Here is a 19,211-nt window from a genome sequence, read left to right on the forward strand (position 1 = left end):
GTATATATAGCATGTAACCGTATCCAAAACGAGGAGATGGTAGCAATGAAACTATCGGTGGAACAGTCGGCCGCACGTTGGTATATCCGGGAAATGGATTTGTCGGACGGCGATCATTTGCGCATTTTCGTCAGGCTTGGCGGCAGCGGCAGCGTTCAACCGGGCTATTCGCTCGGCGTGATGAAGGACATCCCCCGGGACCCGGGAATCAAGGACGTCGTGGAAGGCATCACGTTCTATATGGAGTCGGACAATCTGTGGTTTCTGGAGGAGCGGGAGCTGATCATCCGGTTCATGGAGCAGGAAGACGACATCTCGATGGATATCGAATGAAACGGAACGGTAGTAAAGACGGATCCCGAAACATGGCCGCGCATCAAATGAACTCGATTAAGACGGATAACGCGTTGCCCGAATCGAATGCTCGGCCGGCGAATACTTAAATCGGCGCAAGAAGCTAAGCAGCCCGAGAAACGGAGCGACAGACGTGAAGCTGTACCATTTCAGCGAAAATCCCGACATTCAACGTTTCGTCCCTCGGCAGCTGCCCTACCGGCTGCACGAGCCCGCCATGGTATGGGCGATCGACGAGCGCCGCGCGTGCAATTATTACTTCCCGAGGGACTGCCCTCGGGTTTGCTTTTGGACGGAGGCGGAGACGACCGCCGAGGACCGGGAGCGGTTCTTCGGCTTCTCCCGCGCGAGCCATATCGTCGCCGTGGAGGCCGGCTGGCTGGACCGGATCCGGGACGCGAAGCTGTACCGCTACGCGTTCGAGCCCGGTCCGTTCGAATCGTACGACGGGAACGCGGGCTATTACGTCGCGCGCCATGAGGTCGAGCCGGCGTCGGTGGAGCGGGTGGACGACTGCCTCGGCTTGCTGGCGGCCGCGGGCGTCGAGGTCCGCGTCACGCCTTCGCTGCATCCGCTGAAGGAGGCGCTGCCGGCGTCGACGGTGAACTTCTCGATGATCCGGATGGCGAACGCGCGGCCCGAACCGTGAACCGGCGAGCGGCCGGCCGACCTTGCTCCGGGGGACGATGCCCTCTATAATGGTTCCATGAAGCCGGCAAGGACGTGAAGCAGCATGGATTTCAAGAAATACAAGACGTTTCAGGTCGTCGCGGACACGCTCAACCTGACGCGCGCCGCCGCCCGGCTCGGCTATTCGCAGCCGACGATCAGCCTGCAGCTGCAGTCGCTCGAGCAGGAGCTCGGCGTGACGCTGCTCGGCCGCAGCGGCAAGAAGACGTTTTTGACGCCGGCCGGCAAGCTGGTCAAGCATTACGTGGACCAGACGTTCGCCCTGATGGAGGAGATGGAGGCCGAGCTTCGCAAGCTGGAGCATCCGCACGGACTCCTGACCGTGGCGGCGCCCGAATTTTACTGCACCCACTACTTATCGCTCATCCTGCACTCGTACATTGCCGAGAATCCCGAGGTCAAGCTGCAGCTGTTCTCCTGCGACAGCAACGACGCCATGAAGAAGGTCGCCGCGAACGAGGCGGACCTGGCCATTATCGCCGGGCCGTGCAAGTCGCCGCAGATGGAGACCGTGCCGCTCGGGCGGGAGGATCTCGTCCTCGTGACGACGCGGGAGCTCCTGGAACGGCACGAGCTGTCCGACTTGCTGGAGACGTACCCCTTCATTACGTACAAGTCCGGGTCCAATATTCAGCGGCTCGTGAACGAATGCCTGAACGACTACGGCTTCGCGCCGGACAAATACATCGAATGCGTCTCGGACGAGACGATCAAGCGCACGGTGCTCTACAACACCGGCACGGCGCTGCTCGGCGCGGCGCTCGTCGAAGAGGAGCTGCGCAAGGGCACGCTGGCGGAGATTCACCGGTTTCCGCGCAAGATCGAGACGAATATGGTCATCCTCAAGAAAAGGATCGCGGAACAAAACATTCGGTCCTTCGCGGAAATCGTCCAGCGGATATGGAAAGAATGGGACTGACGCGATTTTTCGCGAGACGCTGCCCCCGTCGGCTTCGGCCGGCGGGGTTTTTCGGCGCCGCGCGGGGAATTTCCGGCATCATTGCGTTTTCTAATCGTAATCATTGGATTATTCAATTTTTTACGCAAAAATCGCTATGCTACAATTAAGGATACCGACGGGTTGGAGAAGGAGTGCTGCATATGAACGCGGTAAAGAAAACGGACATCACGGTAATCGGCGTACCGCTGCATTATGGCGCGGACCGCAAAGGCGTGGACTTGGGGCCGGACGCGATTCGGGGAGCTAACCTTCACGAACGGCTGCACGCGCTCGGGTACGCCGTCGAAGACGCGGGCGACCTGCGGGTCGACCGGACGCTGCAGCCTCCGGCGCCGGGCGAGAAGCTGAAATATTTGGCCGAAATCGCCCGGGTCAACAAGGAGCTGTGCGCGGCCGTCTCGGACCACATGGGCAAGGGCCGGTTCCCGCTCGTGCTGGGGGGCGACCACAGCATCGCGATCGGCACGATCAAAGGCGTGCTGTCGCGCGTGAAGCGGCTCGGCGTTATCTGGTTCGACGCGCATACCGACGTGAACACGGAGGCGACCACGGCGTCGGGCAACATCCACGGGATGTCGCTCGCGGCCGTTCTCGGCTACGGCCATCCCGATCTCGTCTCCATCGGCGGAACGGACGCGAAGCTCCGGCCGGAGAACGTCGTCATCATCGGCGCGCGCTCGGTCGATCCCGGCGAACGGGCGTTCCTGAAGGAGAAGGGCGTGAAAGTGTTCACGATGCACGACATCGACAAGCACGGCATGAAGCAGGTCATGGAAGACGCCATGGCCATCGTCGCGAACGGCACGGACGGCGTGCATCTGAGTCTCGATCTCGACAGCATGGATCCGGGGGACGCGCCGGGGGTCGGCACGCCGGTCACCGGCGGCATGTCGTACCGCGAGTGCCATTTCGCGATGGAGCTGCTCTATGAGCGCCAGCTGCTCGTCTCGGCGGAAGTCGTGGAAGTGAATCCGATGCTGGACCACCACAACAAGACGGCCGTGGCGGCGGTGGAGCTGATCGGCTCGGCGTTCGGCGAACGCATCCTGTAAAGCCGGCCGGCGTCGGCCGGACGATGAAAAAACGACAGAGCCGGAAGGAGCGTGACGGCATGACGAACGCGACAACCCGCATCATCGATCAAACGGAACGATTCGGCGCGCGCAACTATCATCCGCTTCCGATCGTCATCGCGAAGGCGGAAGGCGTATGGGTCGAGGATCCCGAAGGCAACCGCTACATGGATATGCTGAGCGCCTATTCCGCGCTGAACCACGGCCATCGCCATCCGCGCATCGTCGCGGCGCTGAAAGAGCAGGCCGACAAGGTCACGCTGACGTCGCGCGCGTTCCACAACGAGCGGCTAGGCGAATTTTACGAGAAGCTGAGCCGCCTGACCGGCAAGGACATGATCCTGCCGATGAACACGGGCGCGGAGGCGGTCGAGACGGCGGTCAAGGCGGTCCGCCGCTGGGCGTACGACGTGAAGGGCGTGCCGGCGGGCCAAGCGGAAATCATCGTCTGCGACGGCAATTTCCACGGGCGGACGGTCACCGTGACGTCGTTCTCTTCCTCCGACGAGTACAAACGCGGCTTCGGGCCGTTCACGCCGGGCTTCCGGATCGTGCCCTACGGCGACCTCGAGGCGCTGAAGGCGGCGATCACGCCCCATACGGCGGCGTTCCTCGTGGAGCCGATCCAGGGCGAGGCCGGCATCGTCCTGCCGCCGGCCGGGTATTTGAAGGCGGCGAGCGAGCTGTGCCGCGAGAATCAGGTGTTGCTCGTCGCCGACGAGATCCAGACGGGCTTCGGCCGTACCGGCCGGCTGTTCGCGTGCGACTGGGAAGACGTCGTCCCGGACATGTACGTCCTGGGCAAAGCGCTGGGCGGCGGCGTGTTCCCGATCTCGGCGGTCGCGGCGGACGCGGCGGTGCTCGGCGTGTTCGAGCCGGGCTCGCACGGATCGACGTTCGGCGGCAATCCGCTCGGCTGCGCGGTCGCGATCGCGGCGCTGGACGTGCTGGAGGACGAGGCGCTGGTTAAGCGCTCGGGCGAGCTGGGTACGTATTTCTTAGACTTGCTGCGCGGCATCGCCAGCCCGGCGATCAAGGAGGTCCGCGGACGCGGGCTGTTCATCGGTCTCGAACTGCACGGCGAGGCGCGGCCGTATTGCGAACGGCTGAAGGCGCTGGGCCTCTTGTGCAAGGAAACGCACGAGACGACGATCCGGTTCGCGCCGCCGCTCACGATCTCGAAGGAGCAGCTCGACTGGGCGTTCGCGCGGATCGCGCGGCTGTTCGACTGAGGGGCGTTGCGGAGGCAGAATAGCGGTAGGCGAGTCGCGAATATCCCTGTCGCGAAGGTACCGGTTACGAAGATACCGGTCGCACGGAATCGAAAGCGCAAGACGACGACTATACTAGCGTGAGAGGTGGCGTAAGCGCAATGGCGGATACCAAGCAGGAGACGGATACGAAGCGCGAGACGGAATCGACGAAGAAGCTGAGCCTGATCCAAGTCCCGTTCGGCTTGGGCGCCGGCAGGCCGGGCAGCGAGGCGGCGCCGGAATCGATGCTGCAGGCCGGGCTGCTCCGGCAGCTTCGCAAGACCGAGTTCGCCGTGACGTCGGAGGCGAACATCGAGGGCGGCACCGATGCGGCCGCGCCCGCGGACGGAACCCGGAGCGGCGCGGCCAAGCACCTGCCGGAGGTACTGGAGACGGGCCGGCGGATCGCGGCCGAAGTCGCGGGCGCCGCGGGCCGGGGCGAGCTGCCGCTCGTGCTTGGCGGCGACCGCAGCGTGACGATCGGCGTGCTGGCGGGACTGGCCGCCGCCGGGAAGCGCGCGGGCGTCCTCTATTTCGACGCGCATGCCGGGCTGAATACGGAGGCGGCGAGCCCGACGGGCGGCGTCGGCGGCATGGCCTTGGCCGCGGCGCTCGGCCTCGCGAAGTCGGACGCGCGCGACTTCGCGGACGGGCTGGACGGCCCCGCAGCCGACAAGCGGCGCGTCGTGCTCATCGGCGTACGGGACGTCGAGCCGGAGGAGCGGGCGCTCATCCGCGCCGAAGGCATCGCCGTCTTCACGATGCACGAAGTCGACCGGATGGGCATCGAGGCGGTCGTCCGCCGGGCGGTCGACATCGCCGGGGACGGCACCGACGGCATCCACGTCAGCTTCTCCGCGGATTGCCTCGACCCGCTCGAGGCGCCCGGCGTCGCGCTGCAGGTGCCCGGCGGCCTGACGTACCGGGAAGCGCACTTCGCCTGCGAGCTGCTGGCGGAGACGGGGCGCGTGGCGTCCATCGACGTGGTCGAGGTCAACCCGCTGCTCGACGAGAGCCGGCGCACGTCCCGGCTGGCGGTCGGCCTGATCGCTTCCCTGCTGGGCAAACGAATTCTATAAACAACGACAGCCGCTGCGCCGTCGCGATTCGAGAATCGCGCGCGCAGCGGCTGTTTTCGTAATGGCATCTATTCGAGGCCGAGCTCCTTGAGCTTGTTGTACAGCGTGCCGCGGGAGATGCCGAGCCGCTTGGCGGCCGCGCTCTTGTTGCCGGCCGTCCGGGCGAGCGCGTCGCGGATGAGCCGCAGCTCCTCCGACGGGCCGGCGCTCGCCTTGAGCGGCTTGAGGTCCGCGGCGGCGATGCCGTCCGCGGCGTCGGCGGCGGCCGCGACGGCGGGCGGCGGGCCTAGCGGGCCGGGGTCCGTGACGGCGGCCGGCTCCGCCTCGAGGCTCGGCTGACGCGCCTGCAGCGCCGGAGGGAGCTGCTCCATCGCGATGAGGTCGCCGTCGCACAGGATGACGCAGCGTTCGACGACGTTGCGCAGCTCCAGAATATTGCCCGGCCAGTCGTAGTTCGCGAACGCGAGCATGACTTCCGGCGACAGCGCCGGAAGCGGCTTCCGGTACTGCAGCGAGAATTGCTTCAGGTACATCTGCAGCATCGCGGGGATGTCTTCGCGCCGCTCGCGCAGCGGCGGCAGCGCGACGGACACGACGTTCAGCGCGTAATACAGGTCCGCGCGGAAGCCGCCTTCCCGCACCAGCGCGTCCAGGTCGGCCGTCGACGCGGCGACGATGCGCGCGCGGGCGGCGATCGGCCGGCTGCCGCCGAGGCGCCTGAACGTCTCCTGCGACAGATACCCGTATAGCTTCGCCTGCAGCTCGGGCGGCATCCGGTCGATTTCGTTGATGAACAGCGTGCCGTCCTTGGCCTGCTCCAGCAAGCCCGGCTGGCCGCCCTCGCTGCCGGTGAACGCGCCGCCCCGGAAGCCGAACAGCTCGGTCTCCAGCAGGCCGGCGGGCACGATGCCGCAGTTCGCGGTCAGGAACGCCTCTTTCGCGCGCGGACTGTAGCCGTGGATGATTTGGGCCAGCTGCTCCTTGCCGGTCCCGCTTTCGCCGAGCAGCAGCACCGGCGTGTCCGCGGCGGCGACTTTCTTCGCCCATTGCATGACGCGGCCGAGCGCGAGTCCCCGGCCTTTCGCGAACGAGAACAACCCGGGATCGGCGGCCTTGTGCTGATGGGAGAAGGTATGCGCGGACGTGAGCTGCTCGTTCAGCTTGACGAGCTGCGTAATGTCCTGCTCGGCCGCGATGCCGCCGATGATCTCGCCTTCCGGGCCGCGGACCGGCGAGGCGCTGATGAGCACGTGCGTGCCTTCCCGCGGCCGGTGGTAGGCGTTGCGGATGAGCCGCCCTTCGTCGAGGATTTTGAGCACCATGAGCGTTTCCGTCTCGAAATGCTCGCCGATGCGCCGCCCCACGATATCCGCGCGCGGCAGGTCGTAAATGTCCTCCGCCGCCGGATTCCAGCAGATGACCTCGCCGTTCCGGTCCACGACCGTGACCGCGTCCGTGACCGTATCGGACAGCGTCGCGAAGTACGCCTGCCATCGCCGTCTCTCGGCGAGCGCGAAGGCGAGCAGCGCGTCCGACTCGATATAGCCGGCCCAGCTGCCGTCCGGGCTTCGCACGAGCAGCGGCCGGCCGCCGCCAGTCGGTTCGGCTTCCAAGGCCGCGACGGCGTCGGCCGCCGATTGGGCGGGCTCGAGCCGTACGATGCGGGAGAGGTACGGCGAATCGGCCAGCAGCGAGGCCGCCGGCTCCGCCGGCCGTCCGGAGAAGGCCGTCTCCAGGAAAGCCGCGTCGCGCGGCAGCAGGAGGGCGGCGCGCGTCCCGCCGAGCCCGTCCGGGACGACGACGGCTTCCCCGCGTTTCAGAAGCGGGAGCAGCTCGCCGATCGTCGCGGCGGGTCCGGCAGTCGTCAAGGAATCCTGCAGGGAAAGTTGTTCAACGTTGAACATATTCGTTCGTCTCCGCATCTATGTAAGGTATGACTGTAATCTACCATGAAAGGCGTCCGGATTCAACGAAGCGCGCTTTTCGCAAATGTGTATAATTGATCACTTCCATGAATAAGTATTTATTTTAGACGGGTATATGTTCAATATCTCTGAACGAGTGTATAATCATAGTCAGAAATTGAACAACTATGTACAAACCACTGGAGGTTTGCCGCATGGACCTGCTTCTGAGAAACCTGTTCCAAACGCTCGGCAAGAGCCGGTCCGCGAATCGCCTGGCCAAGAAATACGGCCTGCGCTTCGGCGCGGGCCGCTTCGTCGCCGGCGAGACGATCCGGCAGGCGATCGACGCCGTGCGCAAGCTGAACGGCGAGGGAAGGATGGCCACGCTCGACCATCTCGGCGAGTTCGTGTACAGCGCGGAGGAAGCGGAGCAGTCCGCGGACATGTGCTTGCGGACGCTCGACGCGATCGCGGATTCCGGCGTCCGGTCGAACTTGTCGCTGAAGATGACGTCGCTCGGCCTCGACATCGACCGCGAGCTTTGCGTCGCCAACATGAAGCGCATCCTGAACCGCGCGCGGATGCACGGCAATTTCGTCCGCATCGACATGGAGGATTACGCGCACTGCCAAGCCACGCTCGATATTTACCGCGAGCTGCGGCGGGAATACGGCAACGTGGGCATCGTGCTTCAAGCGTATTTGTACCGGACGGAGCAGGACGTGCGGGAGCTGAACGCGCTTCAAGCGAACCTGCGGCTCGTGAAAGGGGCGTACAAGGAACCGGCGAGCGTCGCGTTTCCCGAGAAGAAGGACGTCGACGAGAACCTGAAGCGGATCATCCGGCAGCATCTCTTGAACGGCAACTACGCCGCCATAGCGAGCCACGACGAAGCGATCGTTTCTTACGCGAAAGCGTTCGTCGAAGAACACGGCATCGGCCGGGACGCGTTCGAGTTTCAGATGCTGTACGGGATTCGGGAAGATCTGCAGAAGCGCCTCGCCGACGAAGGCTACCGCGTCCGCGTTTACGTGCCGTACGGCATCGACTGGTTCGGTTATTTCATGCGGCGGCTGGCGGAACGCCCCGCGAACGTCTGGTTCGTCCTGAAGAACATGCTGAACTAACAAGCTTCCCGGGCGGGAGAGGAGAATGGCTATGACGACAACCCCAATCAACGAGATCGAACCGTACGCGAACGAACCGTTCACGGATTTCGGCAAGCCGGAGAACGTCGAGGCGATGAAGGAAGCGATCGCGAAGGTCAAATCCGAGCTGGGGCGCAATTACCCGCTGAAGGTCGGCGGCCAGAAGATCGAGACGGAAGCGAAGATCACGTCGGTCAACCCGGGGAACGTCGACGAAGTCATCGGCTTCGTCAGCAAGGCGGACCGGGAAATCGCCGAACGCGCGATGCAGGCCGCGCTCGCGGCGTTCGAGACGTGGAAAAAGGTGCCGGCGCGCGAACGGGCCGAATACCTCTTCAAGGCTGCGCGGCTGATGCGCGAACGCAAGCACGAATTCTCTGCGCTGATGCTGCTCGAATCCGGCAAGAATTACGTCGAGGCCGACGTGGACACGGCCGAGGCGATCGATTTCATGGAATTTTACGCCCGCGAAATGATCCGCCTGAGCACGATCGACGAGACGATGCCGCTCGCCAAGATTCCGGGCGAGGACAACCGGCTGACGTATATTCCGCTCGGCGTCGGGGTCGTGATCCCGCCGTGGAACTTCCCGCTCGCGATCTGCGTCGGCATGACGACGGCCGCGATCGTCTCGGGCAACGCCGTCCTGCTGAAACCGGCCTCGACGACGCCGGTCATCGCCCATAAATTCGTCGCGCTGATGGAGGAGGTCGGCCTGCCCGCCGGCGTCATCAACTACATTCCGGGCAGCGGCGCCGAAGTCGGCGACTTCCTGACGACGCATCCGAAGACGCGCTTCGTCAGCTTCACCGGTTCGAAGGAAGTCGGGCTGCGCATCAACAAGCTGGCGGCGGATACGGCGCCGGGCCAAATCTGGATCAAGCGCGTCGTGGCCGAGATGGGCGGCAAGGACGGCATCGTCGTCGACGAGACGGCCGATCTGGACGCGGCGGCCGCCGCGATCGCGGCGTCGGCGTTCGGCTTCCAGGGCCAGAAGTGCTCCGCCGGCTCCCGGGCCATCATCGTGGAATCCGTCTACGACGAGGTCGCGGAGCGGGTCGTCAAGCTGACGGAACAGCTGCAGATCGGCCTGCCGGAGCTGAATTTCGCCTCGGGCCCCGTCATCGACAACGTCTCGTACGCCCGCATCCTCGATTACATCGAAATCGGCAAGAGCGAAGGGACGCTGCTGACGGGCGGCGCCAAAGCGCCGGGGAACGGCTATTACATCCAGCCGACCGTGTTCGGCGACGTCTCGCCGAAAGCCCGCATCATGCAGGAGGAGATTTTCGGGCCGGTGCTGGCGCTCGCCAAGGCGAAGGACTGGCGCGAAGCGATCGACATGTACAACGATACGGAATTCGGCCTCACCGGCTCGTATTTCTCCGCCGACGAGGACCGGATCGCCGAAGCGCTCGAGACCATCCACTGCGGCAATCTGTACGTCAACCGCAAATGCACCGGCGCGCTGGTCGGCGTGCATCCGTTCGGCGGCTTCAACATGTCCGGCACGGATTCCAAAGCCGGCGGCTACGATTACCTGCTGCTCTTCACGCAGGCGAAGCTCACGTCCCGCAAAGCGTAAGGAAGCTGCGCGGCTCTTCGGACGAAGCACGGGGGCCGCTTTTCCGCGCCGGCGATGGAAGCGCTGACACGAACGGACTCCGACCATGATGGGGGCATCGCCCGTAACGGACGCTGATCAATGCGGAAGGATCCAGCCAACGAACAAGACGACGATTCAGACAAAGACGACGATACGGACCAAGCACGGGACGAAGCTCATGCCGAATTCGAGTTCGAACCTACAAGGGGGATCACGGATATGTTGGTCAAGGAGGAGTTGGACGTGCTCGGCGGTACGCGGCAGGTCATCGGGGACGCGCTGGCGAAGCTCGGCTACGACGAGTCGTATTACGAGCTGCTGAAGGAGCCGCTGCGCCTGCTCACGGTGCGCATTCCGGTCAAGATGGACGACGGGAAGGTCAAGGTGTTCACCGGCTACCGCGCGCAGCATAACGACGCGGTCGGCCCGACGAAGGGCGGCGTCCGCTTCCATCCGGGCGTCACCGCGGACGAAGTGAAGGCGCTGTCGATGTGGATGAGCATCAAGTGCGGCATCACGAACTTGCCGTACGGCGGCGGCAAAGGCGGCATCCAGTGCGATCCGCGCACGATGTCGTTCGGCGAGCTCGAGCGGCTGAGCCGCGGCTACGTGCGGGCGATCAGCCAAGTCGTCGGCCCGACCAAGGACATCCCGGCCCCCGACGTGTTCACCAACTCCCAGATCATGGCGTGGATGATGGACGAGTATTCCCGCATCCGCGAATTCGATTCCCCGGGCTTCATCACGGGCAAGCCGCTCGTCCTCGGCGGCTCGATCGGCCGCGAATCGTCGACCGCGCGCGGGGTCACGATCGTGCTGAAGGAAGCGGCCGGCGTGCTCGGCATTCCGCTCGCGAACGCGCGCATTATTATTCAAGGTTTCGGCAATGCTGGTAGCTATCTGGCTAAATTCCTGCACGACGCCGGCGCGGCGATCGTCGGCATCTCGGACGCGGTCGGCGCCCTGTACGATCCGAACGGGCTCGACGTCGATTCGCTGCTCGACCGGCGATTCCTTCGGCACGATCACCAATTTATTCCCGAACCGGATCGCCAATCAGGAATTATTGGTGCAGGATTGCGATATCCTAATTCCGGCCGCCATCGAGAATCAAATCACGGAAGAAAACGCCCATCTGATCAAGGCGAAGCTGCTCGTGGAAGCGGCGAACGGCCCGACGACCCCGGGCGCGACGGACATTCTCACGCAGCGCGGCGTCATGATCGTCCCGGACGTGCTGGCGAGCGCCGGCGGCGTGGTTGTGTCGTATTTCGAATGGGTACAAAATAATCAGGGCTATTATTGGACCGAAGACGAGGTGAACGACCGGCTGACCAAGATCCTCGTCGACGCGTTCCGCAGCGTGCACGACGCGTCGGTCGCGAAGAAAGCCGACATGCGGTTGTCGGCGTATATGGTCGGACTTAAACGGATGGCCGAGGCCGTCCGGTGGAGAGGCTGGGTGTAGGATGGCGCAAACGAGCATTATTTTCCGGCTGGAGCTGGATCACAGGAAGGTCAGCTTCGGCGACGTGGCGGCGACGATCAGCCGCGCCGGGGGCGACATCACGTCCATCGACGTCATTCGCCCGGGACACGACGCGTCGACCCGCGACATCACCGTGGACCTGCAGGACAACAAGGAGACGGCCGTCGTCGAGGCGCTGCGCAATTTGGACGGAATCAAGGTCGTGAACGTATCCGACCGGACGTTCCTCGTCCATCTCGGCGGCAAGATCACCGTGCAGCCGACGCTCCCGATCAAGAACCGGGACGATCTGTCGAAGGTATACACGCCGGGCGTCGCGAAGGTGTGCCGCGCGATCGCGGAGGACGTCGGCAAGGCGTACTCGCTCACGATCAAGCGCAACACGGTCGCCGTCGTCACGGACGGCACGGCGGTGCTGGGCCTCGGCGACATCGGGCCGCACGCGGCGGCGCCGGTCATGGAGGGCAAGGCGATGCTGTTCAAGCAGCTCGCGGGCGTGGACGCGTTCCCGATCTGCCTGGACACGAAGGACACGGAAGAGATCATCCGGACGATCAAGACGATCAGCCCGATCTTCGGCGGCATCAACCTCGAGGACATCGGTTCGCCGCGCTGCTTCGAGATCGAGACCCGGCTGAACGCGGAGCTGGACATTCCGGTGTTCCACGACGACCAGCACGGCACCGCGGTCGTGACGATCGCGGGGCTGATCAACGCGCTCAAGGTCGTGGGCAAGCGGATGGAGAACATCCGCGTCGTCGTGAACGGCATCGGCGCGGCGGGCGTCTCGATCTGCAAAATGCTGCTCGGGGCCGGCGTGCGCCACCTCGTCCCGATCGACCGGGAAGGCGCGATCGTCCGCGGCGGATCGTACCCGTATCCGATGTGGCAGTGGCTCGCGGACCAGCCGCAGGTCGAAGCGGTACCCGGCACGCTGAAGGAGCTGATCGCGGACGCGGACGTCTTCATCGGCGTCTCCCGCGCGCGGCTGCTGAACCAGGACGACGTGAAACGGATGAAGCCGGGCGCGATCGTCTTCGCGATGGCCAATCCCGAGCCGGAAATCTCGCCGGAAGAAGCGCTGCCCCATGTCGCGGTGTTCGCGACCGGCCGCAGCGATTTCCCGAACCAGATCAACAACGTGCTCGTGTTCCCGGGGCTGTTCCGCGGGGCGCTCGACTGCCGGGCGCGCGAGATCAACGAGCCGATGAAGCTCGCCGCGGCGCGGGCGATCGCCTCCGTCGTGACGGCGGACGAACTGAACGACCAATACATCATTCCGAGCATCTTCAACGAGAAAGTCGTGGCGTATGTACGCAAGGCGGTCATCGAGGCCGCGATTTTGACGAACGTCGCGCGCCGGACGCCGCCGGATTTCAGATAGGGCATCCGGTACCGCATCCATGCGCCTTCGGCCGGGCCGCCGTCTTCGCGGCGCCGCCGATTCGTGCCGGCTTAGCAAGCCGCCGTCCTTCCCCTGCGGGGAGGACGGCGGTTTTTTGCGTTGCCTTCGGATCGTGCGGGTCAGCCGGTAGACGGACTGTTCGGCACATGGCCTTTCTGGTTGCGGTTGCGGTCCGTGGATCCGGCGACGTCGTTCTCCGCTTGACGGTCGCGATCCCGCATGCCTCTCATTTTGCCGGGCAAGCCCGGAACTTGATGACGGCCCATGTCGTTCCCTCCTGACTCCTCGGACGTAGCCGGCCTGCGCGACGGCTGCCGGCCCTATCTAGAATGCCCCAAAGCGCGGAGCGCGCATTCAGCCGGGCGCGCGGCGCCCTAAAAACGGTCCGCATCGGAGAACGCATTGTCCCGATCCGCCATGAAACGCCGCGGAGGGACCGCTATGATGGGGGAAGAAAACGTTTTCCACCCGGACGGATGAGGCCCGCACGAGGCCGATCGCAGCGACGAACGCTTCATTCGCCCGCCACTACGCTACGGAGGTTGCCTATGAACGATACGATCGGCGTCGGCATTCTGGGCTTCGCCCACGGACACGTCAACGCCTATTGCGAGGAATGGACGAAGCGTCCGGAGCTGGGCGTCCGCGTCGTCGCGGGCTGGGATCACGACGCGGCGCGGCTTCGGGCGGCGGCCGACGCTTACGGCTCGGTGGCGCACGAGGACGCGGGAGCGCTGCTCACGCGGGAAGACGTCCGCGCGGTCGTCATCGCCGCGGAGACGTCGCGGCACGCGGAGCTCGCCGAGCTCGCCGCCGCGGCCGGCAAAGCGATCGTGCTGCAGAAGCCGATCGCGCTGACGATGGCCGAAGCGGACCGGATCGTCGACGCCGTCCGGCGGCACGGCGTGCCGTTCACGCTCGCCTGGCAGATGCGGGTCGATCCGCAGAACGTCCAGATGAAGCGGTGGCTGCAGGACGGCACCTTGGGCCAAGCGTTCATGGTTCGCCGCCGCCACGGCTTGAACGCGGGCTTGAACGCGGGCTTCGCGGATACGTGGCACGTCGATCCGGCCAGCAACCGCGATATTTGGGCGGACGACGCGTCGCATGCCGCCGACTTCATCCTGTGGCTGCTCGGCGAGCCGGAGAGCGTCACGGCGGAGATCGCCTCGCTGTACAATCCGCGCATCCCAAGCGACAACGGCATCGCGATCTTCCGTTATCCCGGCGGCCCCGTCGCCGAGATCTGCTGCTCGTTCACGTGCCATGCGGCGCAGAACACGACGGAGATCGTCGCCGAACGCGGCACCGTCGTGCAGAATTACGGCGACGCGCCGAGCGCCAACGCGCCAAGGCCGGACGGCGGCGCGGGGCTCCGCCGGTTCGATCCGGAAGCGAACGCGTGGGCGGACAGCGGGATCGCCTCGCCGCCGGGCCATTACGAGCGCATCCGCGGCCTCGCGGAGCCGCTGGCGGCTTTCCTGCGGGGCGAGCGCGGCCCGATCGCGACGGCGGAGGAAGGCCGGACGGTCCTGCGCATGGTGCTGGCGACGTACGTGTCGTCGCGGGAAGGCCGGCGGGTGGCGCTCGAAGACGCCGCCGTTTATGACGTGTAGCTTTGGGCTGAATCGAAGGTCAAGAATTGCCTGGTAACGCAATAGCGGTTACTGCGAGTTGAACCCTATCCAATTCCACGAATGGGAGTGACGAGAATGCCGGTAAAAATCGGTTTGGTCGGATTGAACGGAATCGGGAATTTGCATGCCGCCTGCTATCAAGAGGAGGAGCTGGCGGACCTGGTCGCGGTGTGCGACGTCGTGAAGGAGCGCGCCGACGCGGCCGCGGAGAAGTACGGGGTCAAGGCGTATTACAGCCTGAAGGACATGATCGAGCGCGAGCCGGACATCGAGGTCGTCGACATCACGACGGGCGGCATCGACAACGGGAGCTGGCATTTCGAGCCGGCGATGGAAGCGGTCGGCTACGGCAAGCACGTGCTCATCGAGAAGCCGATCTGCCATGACGTCCGCGAAGCGCGCGAGCTCGTCGCGTTCGCCGAGAAGCAGAAGGTCTACATCGGCTGCAACCTGAACCACTACTTCACGGAGCCGGCGGCCAAGGCGAAGCAGTACGTCGACAACGGCGACATCGGCGAGCTCGTGTACTGCATGGCCAAGATGGGCTTCAACGGCGGGGTGGACAATTACGGCCTGGCCGGCAGCCCGAAAGTGAAAGGCCATCCGTACTTCCACATGAAAGCGTTCCTGACGCATCCGTTCAGCGTCATCCGCCACTTCTGCGGCGACATCACGCACATCCAGACGTTCTCCGACCGGCCGGGCTTCCGCCGCAGCGCCGGGGACGTCATGGTCTCGATCAACAGCATCCACATGAAATTCGCGAACGGCGGCGTCGGCTACCTGCTCAGCCAGCGCGGCGACGCGGCGTACGGCCTCGGCGGCTGGTGGAGCCTCGAGATGGCCGGCTCCAAGGGAACGTTCTGCATCGAGAACTGCGTCGAGAAGGTGTCCTACTGGCGCGCCGAGAAGGGCATTCCGGCGATCAGCAAGCAGCCGGAGCCGGAAGTGACGGACTTCGGCACGACGAACTTCGACCGCACCTTCAACAACCGGCTGCGCGCGTTCCTCGAGGACGTGTCGGCGGGCGTGCCGCGCGACCAGCTTCGCGCCAACGGCCGCGACGCGCTGGCCGTGCTGGAATACACGTTCGCGGTCATCGAATCGTACGAACGGGGCGGCGAGCTCGTCCGTCCGAATCCGCTGCCGCCGCTGCACGGCGATCCGCTGTTCATGCGCTAAGCTTCGCCGGCCGGCAAGGGCGGGAGCGCTTCGCGGCGCCGCTCGCCCGGCTCGGCCCGCAAGGCGGGGCAAGCGACCGGAGACAGCTCCGAAACCGCATTTCAATTTTCATTTTCATTTCGATTTCGATTTCCATCTCCATTTCCATCCCCATTTCCAGGAGGTCATCCGTTCATGATTTCATTAGGCGTCAACTCCGTCCTGTTCAAGAACTACGATTTCGCCGAGGCGGCCCGCCTGATCGCGGCCTGCGGCTACGACGGCGTCGAAATTTCCGCCATCCAGGGCATGTGCGAGCATCTGGACCTGAGCCGCTGGGAGGAGCAGAAGGAAGAGCTGCAGGCGATCGTCCGCGAGCACGGGCTGAAATTCCTGTCCATGGAAGTCGCGTCTCTCGCCGACGAGCGTCTGATCCCGGCGTTCCAAGCGGCGGCCGCGATCGGCATCCCCGTCGTCAACGTCGGGCCGGGCGGCAAATCCGGCGTCGAGGCGGACCTCGACGCGTCCATCGCGAACCTGGCGCGCCTGTCCGACATCGCGGCGTCGCACGGCATCACGCTGTGCGTGAAAGCGCACGTGGGCAACGCGATCTACAACACGCCGACGACGCTCGCGGCCATGGAGCGGATCGCCTCGCCGGCGTTCGGCATCGACATGGATCCGAGCCACGTGCACCGCTCCGGCGAGAACGCCGAAGAAGCGCTGCCGGCCGTCATCGAACGCGTGAAGCATATCCACATCCGCGACTGCAAGGGACGCGAGCAGGGTCCGGGCCCGATTCAGCTGCAGGCATGCGGCCGCGGCGACATCGACCTGTACGGCTACTGCGCGGCGATGGTGCGGGCCGGCTACGACGGTCCGGTCGTGCTGGAAGTGATCGGCGCGTCGCCGGAGCACGCGATCGAACAGGTGACGGCCGTCGCGGCCGAATCCTACGGGTACCTGAACGCCTGCCTCAAACAATTAGGAGCGCGCTAAGCGCCGCCAAGGAGGAACAATCATGTCCGCCAAAAAACCGAATCTGATCCTGTTCGGCATCGACAGCCTGCGCCGCGACCATATGAGCGGTTACGGCTACGGGAGGCTGACGACGCCGTACATCGACAAGCTCGCGTCCGAGGGCGCGCTGTTCGAGCAGCATTTCAGCCCCAGCATTCCGACGACGCCGGCCTACGCTTCCATGCTGACGGGGCGCGACGTCTTCGGCACGGACGTCGTGGCGCTGCGCCACGAGGGTCCGCTCGGCGGCCACGTGAAGACGCTCGCCGAGGTGCTGGAGGAGAACGGCTACAATACGACCTGCGTCGGCTTCACCGGCAACCCGTCGTCCCGCGGCTTCCAGACGTACTTGAACTACGAATCGTGGGTGCCGGACGAGACGACCGGCCGCACGCCGAAGGCGGAGAACCTGAACGACGTCGCGATCCCGGAACTGGAACGCCTCGCGGCCGACGACAAGCCGTTCTTCCTGTTCCTGCGCCATATGGATCCGCATTCGCCGTACTTGCCGCCGCTGCCGTTCGACCGGATGTTCTACGGCAAGGACGAGAAGGATCCGGCGAATCCGTCGATGGAGCCGGTCTTCGGCTTCAAGCCGTTCGGCGATTTCCTGAAATCGTGGATCGGCGAAGACGTCACCGACCATGAATACGTGACCGCGCAGTACGACGGCGCCGTGGCGTATATGGACGCCTGCATGCAGGCGCTGTTCACGAAGCTGCAGGACATGGGCATCGAGGACGAGACGCTGGTCGTCATCACGGCCGATCACGGCGAGACGCTGTACGAGCACGACTGCTTCTTCGACCACCACGGCCTGTACGATTGCACGCTCGTCGTGCCGCTGATCTTCAAATTTCCGGGCCGCGTGCCCGCCGGCAAGCGCGTCGGGAGCGTCAGCGTCATCGCGGACATCATGCCGACCGTGCTGAGCCTGCTCGGCGTGGAGAACGGCGATCCGTACGACGGCCAAAACCTCGTGCCGCTCATGTACGGCGAGACCGATCCCGCCGCGGAGCGGACCGAGCTGTACATCACGGAGTGCACCTGGATGCGCAAGCACGGCTGGCGGACGCCGGAATGGAAGCTCATCGTCGCGCTCGAGCCGGACTTCCACGGCAAGCCGGCGGTCGAGCTGTACAACCTGATCCGCGATCCGGAGGAGAACGCGAACGTGGCGGAGCAGGAGCCCGAGGTCGTGGAATTCCTGCGCGGCCGCATGCTGGACTACATCGGCAAGCGCGAGGGCGAAGTGAACCGGACGAACCCGATCTACACGAACACGAACTGGCACGGCCAGAACAAGCAGTTCGCGTCCTCGGAAGAGGCCTATAATTCGCTCTACATCGGCTCGATCGTCAACGCCCGCTCGCTGCAGGCGAAGGACAAGGAGAAAGAGAAGGAGCAGGAGAAAGAGACGGTCGGCAATGATTAACGTCGCGGTCGTCGGCGTCAACCATATCGGCAAGATCCACTGCCAGGCGTACAAGAATCATCCCGGCACGGCGCTGGCCGCGGTGTGCGACCTGATGCCGGAGCGGGCGGAGGCGGCGGGCCGCCTCCACGCCGTGCCGGCATACACGGATTTGCGCGAGCTGCTGGCGCGGGAGCGCGTCGACGTCGTGATCGTCGCGACGGCCGGCGTCGAGAAGGGCAGCCATCACTACGAGCCGGCGATGATCGCGTTGGAAGCGGGCAAAGCCGTGTTCGTGGAGAAGCCGATTTCCAACGATATCGAGGAAGCGCGCCGGATGGTCGCGTTCGCCCGGGAGCGGAACCTCCCGCTCGCCTGCAACCTGAACCACCGGTTCACGCCGGCGGCGCACAAGGCCAAGGCGCTCGTGGACGCCGGCAAGCTCGGCTCCCTGCTGTTCCTCAACATGCGGCTGACCATCCAAAATCCGCAGGAGGACACGGAGTGGCTGCACATGCGCGCGCTGCATCCGCATTCCATCGACGTCATGCGGTATTTCGCGGGCGATATCAAGCGGGTGCAGGCGTTCATGACCAAGGCGCCGGGACGCAGTTCGTGGTCGACGGTGTCCGTCAACATGGAATTCGCCTCGGGCGCCGTCGGCCATCTGACCGGCAGCTACGACATGTCGATGCGGCATCCGATCGAATATTGCGAGGTGGCGGGCCATCAGGGCCGGATCGTCGTCGACAACGTCTACGAGAGCATGACGTATTACCCCCACGACAGCGACGAGCTGACGGTCGTGCGCAATCCGCTCTTCGGGGGCATGAAAGGGTTCGACGACACGTTCGAGCATCGCATCAACCGCTTCATCGAAGAGCTTCAGGCCGGCGTGAAGCCGGCGGACATCACGGCATCGGGCGCGGACGCGCTTGCGGCGCAAGAGGTCATCGAGGCCGCCATTCAATCGCAGCGGCTCGGCGGCGCTCCCGTTACAGTCCCTTCGTAGGG

The 19,211-nt window shown here is 64.8% G+C and carries 16 protein-coding genes and 1 pseudogene; 15 read left to right on the forward strand and 2 right to left on the reverse strand.

Going from position 1 to position 19,211, the window contains the following annotated elements; translation table 11 throughout:
* Window positions 1-45: 45 nt before the first annotated feature.
* From BMZ79_RS02315 to rocF (BMZ79_RS02340), 6 genes are all read left to right on the forward strand, one after another.
* Complete coding sequence (locus tag BMZ79_RS02315; protein ID WP_090636189.1) at window positions 46-333, forward strand: HesB/YadR/YfhF family protein; 288 nt, start codon at window positions 46-48, stop codon at window positions 331-333.
* A 154-nt stretch (window positions 334-487) separates the two neighbouring features.
* Entirely contained in the window at window positions 488-1,003 is a 516-nt protein-coding gene (locus BMZ79_RS02320; protein ID WP_256252514.1) for a DUF6886 family protein, read from the forward strand.
* An 84-nt stretch (window positions 1,004-1,087) separates the two neighbouring features.
* A complete protein-coding gene (locus BMZ79_RS02325) occupies window positions 1,088-1,963 on the forward strand; it encodes a LysR family transcriptional regulator (RefSeq protein ID WP_090636190.1) in 876 nt (291 codons plus the stop codon).
* A gap of 182 nt (window positions 1,964-2,145) precedes the next feature.
* Window positions 2,146-3,057, forward strand: coding sequence for an arginase (rocF, locus tag BMZ79_RS02330; RefSeq protein ID WP_090636192.1), 912 nt, complete (start codon window positions 2,146-2,148; stop codon window positions 3,055-3,057).
* A 59-nt stretch (window positions 3,058-3,116) separates the two neighbouring features.
* The gene (locus BMZ79_RS02335) at window positions 3,117-4,310 is read left to right on the forward strand and encodes an ornithine--oxo-acid transaminase (RefSeq protein ID WP_090636194.1); all 1,194 of its coding nucleotides are present in this window, start codon (window positions 3,117-3,119) and stop codon (window positions 4,308-4,310) included.
* Window positions 4,311-4,450: 140 nt separating this feature from the next.
* The gene (gene rocF, locus BMZ79_RS02340; protein ID WP_090636195.1) at window positions 4,451-5,410 is read left to right on the forward strand and encodes an arginase; all 960 of its coding nucleotides are present in this window, start codon (window positions 4,451-4,453) and stop codon (window positions 5,408-5,410) included.
* A gap of 68 nt (window positions 5,411-5,478) precedes the next feature.
* Here rocF (BMZ79_RS02340) and BMZ79_RS02345 read toward each other — a convergent pair whose 3' ends face one another.
* Window positions 5,479-7,314 (reverse strand): sigma-54 interaction domain-containing protein, encoded by a 1,836-nt coding sequence (locus BMZ79_RS02345; protein WP_090636197.1) that lies wholly within the window; start codon window positions 7,312-7,314, stop codon window positions 5,479-5,481.
* Window positions 7,315-7,529: 215 nt separating this feature from the next.
* On the opposite strand from BMZ79_RS02345, the gene BMZ79_RS02350 reads away from it, so the two are divergent.
* The 4 genes and pseudogenes from BMZ79_RS02350 to BMZ79_RS02365 all read left to right on the forward strand — a co-directional run bounded on the left by BMZ79_RS02350 (window position 7,530) and on the right by BMZ79_RS02365 (window position 12,944).
* Window positions 7,530-8,444 carry a proline dehydrogenase family protein gene (locus BMZ79_RS02350; RefSeq protein WP_090636198.1) on the forward strand — a complete coding sequence of 305 codons (915 nt, stop codon included), beginning with the start codon at window positions 7,530-7,532 and terminating at the stop codon, window positions 8,442-8,444.
* Window positions 8,445-8,475: 31 nt separating this feature from the next.
* A complete protein-coding gene (gene pruA, locus BMZ79_RS02355) occupies window positions 8,476-10,050 on the forward strand; it encodes an L-glutamate gamma-semialdehyde dehydrogenase (protein ID WP_090636200.1) in 1,575 nt (524 codons plus the stop codon).
* A 240-nt stretch (window positions 10,051-10,290) separates the two neighbouring features.
* A pseudogene (locus BMZ79_RS02360) lies at window positions 10,291-11,539 on the forward strand (Glu/Leu/Phe/Val dehydrogenase).
* Between the two features lies 1 nt (window position 11,540).
* Window positions 11,541-12,944: an NAD-dependent malic enzyme gene (locus tag BMZ79_RS02365; protein WP_090636201.1), complete on the forward strand. Its 1,404-nt coding sequence runs from the start codon at window positions 11,541-11,543 to the stop codon at window positions 12,942-12,944.
* 140 nt (window positions 12,945-13,084) lie between these two features.
* On the opposite strand, the gene BMZ79_RS34110 is transcribed toward BMZ79_RS02365, so the two are convergent.
* Entirely contained in the window at window positions 13,085-13,231 is a 147-nt protein-coding gene (locus tag BMZ79_RS34110; RefSeq protein WP_177221967.1) for a hypothetical protein, read from the reverse strand.
* Window positions 13,232-13,513: 282 nt separating this feature from the next.
* Between BMZ79_RS34110 and BMZ79_RS02370 the strand changes: the two genes are divergently transcribed.
* The 5 genes from BMZ79_RS02370 (at window position 13,514) to BMZ79_RS02390 (ending at window position 19,209) form a co-directional block, all read left to right on the forward strand.
* On the forward strand, window positions 13,514-14,581 hold the full coding sequence (locus BMZ79_RS02370) for a Gfo/Idh/MocA family protein (protein WP_177221969.1): 1,068 nt from the start codon (window positions 13,514-13,516) through the stop codon (window positions 14,579-14,581).
* 96 nt (window positions 14,582-14,677) lie between these two features.
* Complete coding sequence (locus BMZ79_RS02375) at window positions 14,678-15,784, forward strand: Gfo/Idh/MocA family protein (RefSeq protein WP_177221971.1); 1,107 nt, start codon at window positions 14,678-14,680, stop codon at window positions 15,782-15,784.
* Between the two features lie 174 nt (window positions 15,785-15,958).
* Window positions 15,959-16,762, forward strand: a complete 804-nt coding sequence (locus BMZ79_RS02380; RefSeq protein ID WP_090636206.1) for a sugar phosphate isomerase/epimerase family protein — start codon at window positions 15,959-15,961, stop codon at window positions 16,760-16,762.
* Between the two features lie 22 nt (window positions 16,763-16,784).
* The gene (locus BMZ79_RS02385; protein ID WP_090636208.1) at window positions 16,785-18,218 is read left to right on the forward strand and encodes a sulfatase family protein; all 1,434 of its coding nucleotides are present in this window, start codon (window positions 16,785-16,787) and stop codon (window positions 18,216-18,218) included.
* Window positions 18,211-19,209, forward strand: a complete 999-nt coding sequence (locus BMZ79_RS02390; RefSeq protein WP_090636210.1) for a Gfo/Idh/MocA family protein — start codon at window positions 18,211-18,213, stop codon at window positions 19,207-19,209. Before BMZ79_RS02385 ends, BMZ79_RS02390 begins: the two co-directional genes overlap by 8 nt.
* Window positions 19,210-19,211: the final 2 nt, after the last annotated feature.

The sequence above is a fragment of the Paenibacillus sp. UNC496MF genome (genome assembly GCF_900113915.1).
Classification (GTDB): Bacteria; Bacillota; Bacilli; order Paenibacillales; family Paenibacillaceae; genus Paenibacillus_Z; species Paenibacillus_Z artemisiicola.